Here is an 11,088-nt window from a genome sequence, read left to right as displayed (position 1 = left end):
GGGTGGACTCGCGCAGGGAGCGCACCGGGCGGGTGGGCGCGAGGGCGGCCAGGGCCTCCAGTGCCGTGACGACCTGCGGGCCGGCCAGGCGGAAGTAGCGGTGACGACCGGAATGCTCCACGGTCAGCAGACCGGCCGCCACCAGTCGGGACAGATGTTCACTCGCCGTCGAGGCGGCCACGCTCGCCTCGCTGGCCAGGACCGAGGCGGGCAGTGCGCGACCGTCGGCCAGGCACCACATGATGCGAGCGCGCGTCGCGTCGGCCAGCAGCGAGCCGACAGCCGCAATATCGGCGTATCCGTTCAAGGGGCGATCGTCGGTCATAGAACCAGTCTGCCGCGAGAACACTTCGGCTTCGACCGAAACGTGTGCGCGCGGCGATACGACCATCCTTCGTCGCACACCGAAGCTTTTCCGGGAAACACTGCCGCTATGAGCTTCTCGAATCTCACCGAGCACAAGCCCACCGACGTCCACCCCGGCCGCGTCCTGGCCGTGATGTGCGCCGGGATGTTCCTGGTCCTGCTGGACGTCACGATCGTCAACGTCGCGTTACCGGACATCGGCCGAGGCCTGCGGGCGGATGTGGCGATGCTGCAGTGGGTGGTCGACGGATACGTTGTCGCGATCGCCGGACTACTGCTGGCGGGTGGAACCCTCGGGGATCGGATCGGGCATCGGCGGGTGCTGATCGCCGGATTCGCGGTCTTCGGGATCGCGTCCCTGGTCTGCGCGGTCGCACCGGGCGTCGGCGTGCTGATCGCCGCGCGAGTGGTGCAGGGTGTGGGCGGGGCGCTGTTGCTGCCCAGCACGATGGCGGTCATCGTCGACATGTTCCCGGACCGGGGCGCACAGGCGCGGGCGCTGGGCACGTGGGCGGCGATCTCCTCGCTCGCCCTGCCGATGGGACCGCTCCTGGGTGGGGTACTCGTCGGCTGGCTCGGCTGGCGGCCGGTGTTCTGGATCAACGTGCCGCTGACCGTGCTCACCATCGCGGCCACGCTGTGGACGACGCCGGACCGGCGGGGCACTCGGCGCGGACGCCTGGACATCGTCGGGTTGATCGGATTCGTGGCAGGATTGGGCGGGCTGGTGTTCACTGTCATCTCCGTCGGCCACCGCGCCGGATGGGCCGTGCTCACCGTCGCCGCGGTGGTCACCGTGGTGGGCCTGGCGACGGCGCTACGCTCGGCAGCCCGCAGCGAGCATCCGATCCTGCCGTTGGATCTGTTGCGCCGCAAGGATTTCCTGAGTTCGAACGCGGTCGCGCTGATCATGAATCTGGTCGTCAACGGGATGCTGTTCATCAGCGCCCTGTATCTGCAGGACGTGCTGCGGTATTCGCCCCTGGCCGCCGGACTGTCGGTGCTGCCCATGGCCATCCCGCTGGTCGTGCTGGCGCCGGTGTCGGGCCGGATCACCGCGCGCCGAGGGCCGCGCACCGCGATCGCCCTGGGCTGTGTGCTCGCGGTAGTCGGATGCCTGGCACTGACCCGGATACACGCCACGGGCGGAATCGGCTGGCTGCTGGGCGGATTCGCACTGCTCGGCTGCGGAGCCGGATTGGCCACCACATCGGCGGTCGCCGCGGTCGTGCGGGCCACACCCGCCGATCGCGCCGGACTGGCCACCGGCACATCCAATACCTCCCGGCAGATCGGCACCGCCAGCGGAGTCGCGATCTTCGGCGCGATCGCGGGATCGCCCGCCAGTACGCATTTCCTGGGCGCGATCCATCTGCTCGCCATCCTCGCGGCACTCGCTTGGGCCGGAGCGCTGGCGCTGACCTGGTACGGCGTCGCCGGGAAGTCCCACACCGACTGAGATCGATATCCGGTAAGGGCTTCCTGGCAAGGTGATCGACCAGAACACCGGCCGAACGCGGGCGGAACAGGTCCCGAGTCGATCTTCCCGGCCGAACGTTGCGCTCCGAGCGTCACCATCAGACTCCCCGCCCCGCAACTTCGGGTCTGCATACTCGCCACGAATATCCGAACAGGACCGTCCGTTCGACTCGACACTGCGGGTTCCTTCCCGCGCGACACGCCGCCGTCGGGATACGCTTTTCGAACGAACGAGCGAAAGTGAGCGAGCGGTGACGACGAGCCGGATCGGCCCGGGGCAGACCGGCCTGCCCGACGACCTGCGCGACGTGGTGACCGTCGAGCTCGAGGAGATCGACGAGACCCTGTCCGTGATGGTCGCCGAGCAGGCGGCCGAGCGCACACGGGACGGTGAACTGCTCACTCAGCGACTGGGTCTGGACGGCGAGCGTCCGGAAACGCTGACCCTGCTCGGCGCCCGGTACGAGCTGTCGCGAGATCGCGTGCGCCAGTTGTACACCCGCGCCACCGGGCAGATGGTGCGGCGGGTGTGGGCCACCGGATATCCGGACACCGCGGTATTCGCCGCCCGCTACCCGGTCGGCCAGGGCGACGAGCGGCTGGTGCGGGCGCTGCTGACCGAGATCTACGCCACCGACTCCGATATCGCCGCGCAGGACCTGGCGTATCTGCGACTGCGGCTGGCCGGGCACCACCTGATGGACGCCAAACGCCTGGCGGGCTTCGTCTTTCAGCGGATCGCCGGATGGCAGCAGCGCGGGCGCTGGCATCCGCTGGGCTCGCGTCCGGCGGAACCGGTGACCGGACCGTTGATTCCGCTGCTACGGCAGGTGGATTGGGCCACCGGCAACCCGGATCCATTGCCGGACATGCCGATCACCACCGTCGACTCCGCCGACGATGCCCGCGGGTCGATATTCTCCGACACGCTGGGCCGGGAAACGAGTTTCGACACCGCCCTGGAGGCGCGGCTGCTGCGGATGCTGGACGAGAGCGAACAGGTCGCCTCGTACACCGAACGGCCCGTCGCGGTGGAGTACCGCCTCGACGGCGTCCAACGCGTCCACTACCCCACCGTCGCTGCCCGGCTCACCGACGGCCGGGCGCTGTTGATCGATGTGGCGCCGCTGGCGCGGATCGCGGTACATGGCAACCGGATCAAGCTCGCCGCGGCCGCAGCGGTGGCACAGGGGCACGGCTGGGGACATCTGGTGTTCACCGGCAGCCGGATCGGCGAACCCGACCTGCGTGAGCACACCGTCGCGGCCCAGCAGGAGAGCATCCTGCTGGGCCGGCTGGCCCAGGGGCCCGTGGACTGGTCCGAATTCCGCGGTTACGCAACCGAAACCGGGATCGACGTCACCGACCTGGCCGCGCTGGTGCTGCGGCATGGCTGGCGCTGGGAACGCGGCCCCTTCCGGCTGGACCGCGAGGGCTGAACCGCTAACCGTTCAGGATCATCGCGGCGGCGACGAACGTCACGATGATCAGGATCGCGAAACAGGTGATCAGCTGCCAGTGCATCAACGCCGAGCGCTGCCTGGCGACGGTCATCCGGAGCGTGGCGTCGACACGGCTGTGATCGGCCAGCCGGCGGCGCGCCTGGTCGAGGTCCTCGGCGACCTGCTCCGAACGCTCGAGCCGATGCAGCAGCTTGTGCACCTGTTTGGCCTTGTCACGAGTCGCCTTGCGGGCCAAGGCCAATGCGGAACGCTGAGCCATCAGCTCCTGGCGCTGCTGCGCGATCATCATGGCCTGTGCTCGCGTGTGCTGCTCCCACGTACCCACCGACGCCCAACCTCCCGCAGTCTCGTCCCGGTAGCCGAAGGCCAGATTCCCGGCGACCCACTCCTGTATGAATTCTCGCACCGCCCAGGACTGCTCGCCCGGCACGGCGATGTCGCCGGGGCCGGGCTCGAGCAGGCCCGACACGACCTCGTATTCGCACCCGGCCGCCGCGAAGTCATCGATCGCCACACCCGGCAGCAGCGGCACCCAGTATCCGGGCGCGCACACCCAGAGCACCTCGTCGACGCCGACCGCACGCAGCCTGGCCGTGCGCTCGGCCGCGTGTGCGAGATCGACCGGGCCGCTGCGTACCTCGATCGCGCACAGCCGAGATCCCCGACGCCACAACAGCCCCGGCGTCTGCGCGCCCAGCGGCTTGTCCACCTCGGCGTCCTCGGCGCCCTCGGCCAGCAGCCGCCCGCGCAACCAGTACTTGAACCGCTGCACATCCCAGTGACAATCGCCACAGCCCTGTTCGCGGCACCGTTGACCGGGCTGATGGCCGCGCGGATTGGGTTCGACCACAGGAAGATCCGACGGTTGCGGATCCGAGGGTCTCGAGGGGACCATCACCATCGCATGCCGGATGTCGACCTGTTCACTCATGCGACTCACCGCCCTACGCCGAGCACCCGGCGGCACCAATTCGAACCGCTCCCCTCTAAGGGTGCCGCAAAGATGGCGACACCACACGTGATCATGACTACTTTTGTTATGGAACCGGAAACTGCACGTAATCAAGGCCCCGCACGCGATACCGGACCGTAGTCTGCTAGGACTGCGAAACGACCACGACGAACCCGGATCACAGGATCGGAAACCGGCCCGCAACAAAGTTGGTCGGTTGACCAGAATCACTGGACGAATGTTCGCGATCGCGCTGACGCTCACGCACCCGGCCGCTACGCTGCCCAGATGATTCCCGTCGGATACACGCCTGTATCGTCGCTGCTCCGCACCGCGCGAGCGGCGAATTCGGTGGCCTTCGGGCTCCAGGGCTTCTTCCTGGCCGTCGTTCTGACCGAGTTGCCGCAGATCCAGAGCAAATACCACATCGGCGACACATTGATCCTGGTCGCGGTCGTGGGCATCACGCTGCTGGCCGCGGTGGGCAGCCTGATCGCCGAACAGCTCGCGGTGCGCTGGTCGAGCCGGGTGGCGTTGCGGATCGGACTCGGATTGATCGCCGTCACCGGCACGGTGACCGCGTTCGCACCCGTCACGGCGGTGCTGCTCCCGACGCTCGCGATGTACGGGATCGCGCTCGGCATCGTCGACGCCAGCACCAATATGCAGGCGGTATTCATCCAGCACGGCTACGGGCGGTTCATTCTGTCCTCGTTCTACGCGGCGTGGAGCGCCGGCTCCATCCTCGGCGCGCTGCTGGTCTCGGCGTGCGAGAAGTTCCACGTCACGCTGACCGAAGCGGTATTCGCCGCGGCGCTGGTCGTGCTGCTGGCCGGGCTCGCGCTGGGGCCGCGGCTGCTGGGCACCACGCAGGCGGAGGCCGAACCCGCCGAGGAACAGCCCGCCGCACTCCTGCCGGTACGCGCCTATCTGGCATTCGGCATCGCGATGGCGCTGATGTTCGCCATCGACCAGGCGAACAACAACTGGTCGACCCTCTACATGAAGAACCAGTTGCTGGCCTCCTCGGCGACCGCCGCGCTGTCGCTGGCCGTCTACCAGGGCGCCGCGCTGGTCACCCGGCTCACCGGCGACCTGTGGGTGCGGCGGTTCGGGCCGCGCGCGGTCGTGCGCACAGCGGCGGCGATCGGCGTGGTCGGCGTGGCGCTGGTGGTGGCCGCGCCGAACCCGATCACTGCGCTGGCCGGATTCCTGATCATCGGCCTCGGAGTGCCGGTGGTGGCGCCGCTGTGTTTCAGCGAGGTCGGACGCCTGACCGGCGGACGCGGGCTGGACGCGGTCGTCGCCCGGCTCAACCTGTTCAACTACGCCGGCGCGCTGGTCGGCGGCGCGGTGGTGGGCGCGGTGTCCGACGTGTCGAGTATGCGGATCGGATTCGGGCTGTCGCTGGTGTTCGCGGCGTCGTTGATCCTGCTGGCGCGGTACTTCCACACCCGCCGTGCTTGACTGGGAGCATGAGCGCAATACCGGTCACCGTCGATCGGGCCGGGCTGTGGGACGCGGAGACCCTCAGTGACGTCGCGGCCGCGACGTTCCCCCTGGCCTGCCCGCCCGATCTGGCCTCCGAGGACATCGAGACGTACATCGACGAGGTGCTCTCGGACGAGCGGTTCGGCGACTATCTCAACGACCCGGACCGCACGGTCCTCAAGGCCGTCGCCGACGCGCAGATCGTCGGCTACGCCATGCTGGTCGCGGGCGGCCCGCGCGATCCGGTCGTCGCGCGGGTGATCGAGCCGCGCCCGGTGCTCGAGATCAGCAAGATGTACGTCCTGCCCGGCCATCACGGCACCGGCGTGTCCACCGCGCTGATGGCCGCCGCACTGGACCACGCGCACAGCGACGGCTGCGCCGGGGCTTGGCTGGCGGTGAACCAGCAGAACGCTCGCGCGCAGCGGTTCTACACCAAGCTCGGATTTCGCACCGTCGGCACCCGGACACTCACCGTCGGGTCCACGGTGTGCGACGACTACCTGATGCAGCAGGCATTCTGAGCGACGCTCGGCGGATATGCGTCGAGTCCGGACCATCCGAGGCCCGGACTCGACAAAGACTGTGTTACCCAGGGGTTTTCGTCAGGACAGCATCTTGGCCTTCAGGGCGGCGATGTCACCGTTGGTCAGCTTCAGCCCCTGGTGCACGTAGTTGTCGAAGCTGCCGTAGGTCCGGTTGGCCTGGTCGAAGGCGGCATTCAGTTCCGCGAGCGAGACGCCGTTGACCGCATCGCCGTTCTGGGCGTTGCGGTAGTAGTTCGACAGCAGGTAGTCGTAATCCACCGTCTGGCGGTCCACGCCCAGGACGGTCAGCAGTACCGCGGAGGTCCAGCCGGTGCGGTCCTTACCGGCCGAGCAGTGATAGAGCACCGCGCCGTCCCTGGTGTCGATGATGTTGTGCAGCACGTTCGAGAAGGCCTGGCTCGCGCCCGGCGCGGTGATCATCGCGCGATAGGTGCCGGCGAGGTTCGAGGTGCTCGCGAACATCGACATCGGATCCTGACCCAGGACGTCGTCGACGTTGTCGACCGCGCCGACCGGCACGCGGTCGGGGGCCAGCAGCCGCTCGGGCAGGGTGCGCAGATCGTCGACGACCTTGACCCTGCGGGCCGTCAGTGCCGCCAGGTCGGCGTCGGTGGCCTTGTTCAGTGCGGCGGTGCGGTACACCAGGCCCGTGCGGACCACGCGGCCGTCGGTGGTGCGGTAACCGCCGATGTCGCGCGCGTTGAGCACGCCCCGCAGCGGCACGGCGCGCTGGCTCACCGTGTTCACGACCGCGCTGGTCGACGCGGGCGGGTCGGCCGCGAGGGCGGTCCCCACGGCGGGCCCGAGGGCGATGACGGTCGCGGTCGCCACCGCGGCGGTGACACGAATCGAACGATGGACCATGCTCAGCTCCGATCTTCTCGGGTGGACGACCCGCACAGTACTGGCCGCCCGAACGACTCGGACGACCGTCCACCTCTTCGCTATCGCCCGAAACGGTACACCGAGTGGTTACTCGGTTAGGAGTCCACACCCGCCTGTCATAGCGAATAGGCATCGTATCCCACGGTGTCGTCCAACCGGCGCAACCAGCCGAAGCGGTGTCGCATCCGACAATACGGACAGGTTGGCGAAATCGCCTGCCGCGTGGCCGAATCCGTCCCTCAGACGGCAGGCGCCTCGTACCGCGACAGCGCGAGCAGCCGGGAGATCGCACGCAGATACTTCTTGCGGTAGCCGCCGTCCAGCATCTCCTTCGAGAAGATCGCGTCGAGCTTCGCGCCCGACACGGTGACCGGAATCCCGGCGTCGTACAGCCGATCCGCCAGCACCACCACTCGCAGCGCGACGGCCTGGTCGGTCACCTCGTGCACCCCCGAGATGTACACCGCGCGCACCCCGGCCACCAGCGCGCCGTAGCGGGACGGGTGCAGGGTGCTCAGATGCTTCAGCAGCGCGTCGAAATCGTCCAGGGTGGAACCCGGTGCGATCGCGGCCTTTTCGGCCAGCAGCTCGGGCGCGGTGGGTTCGGGAGCGGGCGGCAGGTCGCGGTGACGGTAGTCGGGTCCGTCGACACGCACGGTCTCGAACAGCGAACCCAGCTTCTTGATCTCGCGCAGGAAGTCCTGCGCGGCGAAGCGGCCCTCGCCCAACTGGCTGGGCAGGGTGTTCGAGGTCGCCGCGACCGACACGCCGCGCTCGGTCAGCTCGGTCAGCAGCCGCGACACCAGCGTGGTGTCGCCGGGATCGTCGAGTTCGAATTCATCGATGCACAGCACGCTGTTGCCCGACAGGCGGTCGACGGCGTTCACGAAGCCCAGCGCGCCGACCAGGTTCGTCAACTCACCGAATGTGCCGAACGATTTCGGGCCGGGTGAGGCGTGGTAGATCGAGGCGAGCAGGTGCGTCTTGCCGACACCGAACCCACCGTCCAGATACAGACCCGCGCCCTGAACATGCTTCTTCTTGCCGAACAGGCTCTTCTTGCCCGCCGCCACGTGGATCCGCCCGACCTGAGCGGCGAAATCCCGCGCCTTGCGCACGGCCTCGGCCTGGCTGGGCTCGCTGGGGTCCGGGATGTACGAGTCGAAACTCACCTCGTCGAATGTGGGCGGGGGCACCATCTGGGCGATGAGCTGATCGGCCGGAACCTCCGGATGACGATCGACGAGGCGTTGTTGCACGCCCGTAGCGTACTGACGTGGTGTGATCGGACCTTATGCAGCGTGTGCCCAATGCGATCCAATTCACAACCCAGAGTCCCGACGATCTGGTGCGGCTCTATTCCTATCCGGCCGCACCCGAATCCCCGTGGTTCCGAGTCAACTTCGTCACCAGCATCGACGGCGCGGCCACCGTGGACGGTCGCTCCGGCGCGCTGGGCAGTCCGGCGGACCGCGCGATCTTCGCGATTCTGCGCGATCTGGCCGATGTGGTCCTGGTCGGCGCCGGAACCGCGCGCGCGGAGAACTACGGTGGCGCCCGCACCGACGCGCATCGGCGTCTTCGCCTGCATCACCATGGGCTGGGCGGTGATCCGGGCGGCGCGCCGCCGCCGATCGCGGTCGTCACCGGGCGCGCCGAGCTGGATCCGACAAGCCGGCTGTTCACCGACACCCTGCGTCCGCCGCTGATCCTCACCACCGCCGCCGCGCCCGAGGATCGCAAGCGCGCCTTGGCCGACGCGGGCGCGGAGGTGATCGAGGCCGGGGAGACGAGGGTGAGCGTGACGCGGGTCCGGACGGAACTCGGCGCGCGCGGGATGCTCCGGGTGCTGTGCGAGGGCGGGCCCTCGCTGTTCGGCGATCTCATCTCGGCCGAGCTCGTGGACGAACTGTGCCTGACCGCGTCGCCGCTGCTCATCGGCGGTACCGCGAGTCGAATCGCGGTGTCTCCCAATGCCTTGCCGACGGCGATGGCGCTGCGCCACGCCCTGCTCGACGACGACGGCACGATCCTGACCCGGTGGGAACGCGCGCACACCGCGGGCTCGCCCACCTCGCCGACTCACCGTCCCCCGGGCTGAATGTGTCGGTAGGACCTGGCAGGCTGTATCGCATGCGCAGGACACGACGGTGGTGCCCATCGACCCTCTCGACACTGCCCGCCCTCGTGCTGTCGGCGTCGTTGACGATCCTGCTGGCTGCCTGCGGGGCGGGCCCTTCCGATCGCCCGGGCATCGCCGAGGCCGGTCCACACGGCGGCGCCGCCGCGCCCACCTCCACCTCCGGCACCAACACGCCGCCGCAGCCCGAAACCCCGAAAACCGATCTGGTGTGGCACGACTGCGCCGCGGCGACGTTCAATCAGCTGAACCTGGGCGCCCCGCCGCCCGGGCTGATCTTCGAATGCGCCGACTATTCGACCCCGATCGACGTCGGCGGCGCGGTACTGGGCACCTTCCGCGACTCGGTCGCGCGCGCCCGGCTGCCGCAGACCCCGGCCGGCGCCGCGCCCCTGGTGCTCACCTCCGGCGTGGACCGCTCCTCCACCTCGACACTCGCCGGACTGGCCGCGGGCCCCGCGTCTGCGGTGCTGGCCGCGCATCCGATCGTCGCGGTGGACCGGCGTGGCCTCGGTGGATCGCAGCCGGTCAACTGCATGCCCGACGACACCCGCAGCGGCCTGGCCACCGCCGGGCAGGGTGCGGCCGATCCGGTCGACGCGGTGGCCAAGCTCAGCCAGGACGCCACCATCGCCTGCACGGACTTCCTGCAGCCGTATCAGAACACCTACGACGCCGGGCACGCCGCCGACGACATCGACCAACTGCGCCAGCAGTGGCAGGTCGACCACATCGCGCTCATCGGCACCGGCGACGGCGCCCGCGTGGCACTGACCTACGCGGCCAAATACGGCGAGCACCTCTCCCGGCTCGTGCTGGACTCCCCCATCGCCGCGAAGGCCGATTCGATCACGCGCACCGAGCAGCGCGTCAAGGGCTCCGAGGCCGCGCTGACCGCGTTCGCGCAGGCCTGCTCCGGGATGAGCTGCTCGCTGGGCGCCGATCCGCACGCGGCGGTCCTCGCGCTGGTCAACCGCGCCGGGGCCGGGCAGCTCGGCGACGTCTCCGCGGCCCAGCTCCTGACCACCATCGCCGCATTCCTCGGCGATCCGCGCGCCGACCAGGCCAACCACATCACCCAGCTCGCCGACGCGCTGTCGGCGGCCGGACGCGGCGACACCGGCGCACTGGACGCGCTGGTGCAGCGGGCAGCGGGCATGGTCGCCAGCGACGGCCAGTTCGTGGCCGTGTGCAGCGACAACCAGCAACCAGCCACCCCCGACCGCGCCAAACAGCTCGAAAAGACCTGGGCCACGCAGTATCCGGTCTTCGGGAAGGTCGCGGCCGCACAGCTCATGGCCTGCTCCGCCTGGCCCGCACCCGCTCCCCAGCAGCTGCCCACCACGCTCCCGCTCCCGGTACTGGTCCTGGGCAACGACGCCAACCCGATCGCCGACAGCGACGCCCGCCCCTCGGTCACCGGCGCTCTCGGCACCGCCGGCGCGACCACCTCCACGCTCAGCTGGCAAGGCTGGGGCTACCCGGTTTTCACCCATTCGAGCTGCGCCCAGCAGAACCTGACCGCCTATCTCAAGGACGCGACCCTCCCGGGAGACGGCACCGTCTGCCCGGCCTGAGTAGCTGAGTAGCTGAGTAGCTGAGTACGGATGCGTCGCCAACGCAACCACCGACGTGCCCAGCGGCGAATCGTCTCCGTACGCCGGAACCCCCTGGACGGAGGCAATAACAATGAGGTTTTCGGCGCGGCGCGTCGGTCGGGTACCGCTGCGTAGGCGACGAAGGAGCAAGCAGCGGTACCCGACC

At 69.1% G+C, this 11,088-nt stretch carries 10 protein-coding genes; 6 read left to right on the top strand and 4 right to left on the bottom strand.

Annotated features, from left to right (window positions below; translation table 11 throughout):
* A partial coding sequence (locus JZ791_RS41920) for an ArsR/SmtB family transcription factor (RefSeq protein ID WP_216903191.1) occupies positions 1–325 on the bottom strand: 325 nt, incomplete at its 3' end.
* A gap of 108 nt (positions 326–433) precedes the next feature.
* Between JZ791_RS41920 and JZ791_RS41915 the strand changes: the two genes are divergently transcribed.
* Positions 434–1,825, top strand: a complete 1,392-nt coding sequence (locus JZ791_RS41915; RefSeq protein ID WP_216903189.1) for an MFS transporter — start codon at positions 434–436, stop codon at positions 1,823–1,825.
* A 271-nt stretch (positions 1,826–2,096) separates the two neighbouring features.
* Complete coding sequence (locus JZ791_RS41910) at positions 2,097–3,284, top strand: hypothetical protein (protein WP_308163455.1); 1,188 nt, start codon at positions 2,097–2,099, stop codon at positions 3,282–3,284.
* Positions 3,285–3,288: 4 nt separating this feature from the next.
* On the opposite strand, the gene JZ791_RS41905 is transcribed toward JZ791_RS41910, so the two are convergent.
* Positions 3,289–4,239 carry a hypothetical protein gene (locus JZ791_RS41905; RefSeq protein WP_254207278.1) on the bottom strand — a complete coding sequence of 317 codons (951 nt, stop codon included), beginning with the start codon at positions 4,237–4,239 and terminating at the stop codon, positions 3,289–3,291.
* Between the two features lie 309 nt (positions 4,240–4,548).
* Between JZ791_RS41905 and JZ791_RS41900 the strand changes: the two genes are divergently transcribed.
* The gene (locus JZ791_RS41900) at positions 4,549–5,727 is read left to right on the top strand and encodes an MFS transporter (protein WP_216903187.1); all 1,179 of its coding nucleotides are present in this window, start codon (positions 4,549–4,551) and stop codon (positions 5,725–5,727) included.
* 8 nt (positions 5,728–5,735) lie between these two features.
* Entirely contained in the window at positions 5,736–6,275 is a 540-nt protein-coding gene (locus JZ791_RS41895; RefSeq protein WP_216903185.1) for a GNAT family N-acetyltransferase, read from the top strand.
* Between the two features lie 81 nt (positions 6,276–6,356).
* Here the strand turns inward: JZ791_RS41895 and JZ791_RS41890 are convergent, their stop codons facing one another.
* Together JZ791_RS41890 and zapE are read right to left on the bottom strand one after the other, a co-directional pair.
* On the bottom strand, positions 6,357–7,163 hold the full coding sequence (locus tag JZ791_RS41890; protein WP_216903183.1) for a tyrosine-protein phosphatase: 807 nt from the start codon (positions 7,161–7,163) through the stop codon (positions 6,357–6,359).
* A 260-nt stretch (positions 7,164–7,423) separates the two neighbouring features.
* Positions 7,424–8,443 carry a cell division protein ZapE gene (zapE, locus tag JZ791_RS41885; protein ID WP_216903181.1) on the bottom strand — a complete coding sequence of 340 codons (1,020 nt, stop codon included), beginning with the start codon at positions 8,441–8,443 and terminating at the stop codon, positions 7,424–7,426.
* A 35-nt stretch (positions 8,444–8,478) separates the two neighbouring features.
* Between zapE and JZ791_RS41880 the strand changes: the two genes are divergently transcribed.
* Both JZ791_RS41880 and JZ791_RS41875 read left to right on the top strand, forming a co-directional pair.
* Positions 8,479–9,285 (top strand): pyrimidine reductase family protein, encoded by an 807-nt coding sequence (locus JZ791_RS41880; protein WP_216903179.1) that lies wholly within the window; start codon positions 8,479–8,481, stop codon positions 9,283–9,285.
* A 32-nt stretch (positions 9,286–9,317) separates the two neighbouring features.
* Entirely contained in the window at positions 9,318–10,901 is a 1,584-nt protein-coding gene (locus tag JZ791_RS41875; RefSeq protein ID WP_216903177.1) for an alpha/beta fold hydrolase, read from the top strand.
* Positions 10,902–11,088: the final 187 nt, after the last annotated feature.

Origin of the sequence: Nocardia alni (genome assembly GCF_019038435.1) — a bacterium.
Taxonomy (GTDB): domain Bacteria; phylum Actinomycetota; class Actinomycetes; order Mycobacteriales; family Mycobacteriaceae; genus Nocardia; species Nocardia alni.
This window is presented reverse-complemented; position numbering and strand designations above follow the sequence as displayed.

What these genes read in the sequence shown, in the direction of transcription:
- JZ791_RS41905 (WP_254207278.1), bottom strand. Translation starts at nt 4,239, where the DNA reads ATGAGTGAACAGGTCGACATCCGGCATGCGATGGTGATGGTCCCCTCG.
- JZ791_RS41875 (WP_216903177.1), top strand. Translation starts at nt 9,318, where the DNA reads ATGCGCAGGACACGACGGTGGTGCCCATCGACCCTCTCGACACTGCCC.
- JZ791_RS41900 (WP_216903187.1), top strand. Translation starts at nt 4,549, where the DNA reads ATGATTCCCGTCGGATACACGCCTGTATCGTCGCTGCTCCGCACCGCG.
- JZ791_RS41895 (WP_216903185.1), top strand. Translation starts at nt 5,736, where the DNA reads ATGAGCGCAATACCGGTCACCGTCGATCGGGCCGGGCTGTGGGACGCG.
- JZ791_RS41915 (WP_216903189.1), top strand. Translation starts at nt 434, where the DNA reads ATGAGCTTCTCGAATCTCACCGAGCACAAGCCCACCGACGTCCACCCC.
- JZ791_RS41880 (WP_216903179.1), top strand. Translation starts at nt 8,479, where the DNA reads ATGCAGCGTGTGCCCAATGCGATCCAATTCACAACCCAGAGTCCCGAC.
- JZ791_RS41890 (WP_216903183.1), bottom strand. Translation starts at nt 7,163, where the DNA reads ATGGTCCATCGTTCGATTCGTGTCACCGCCGCGGTGGCGACCGCGACC.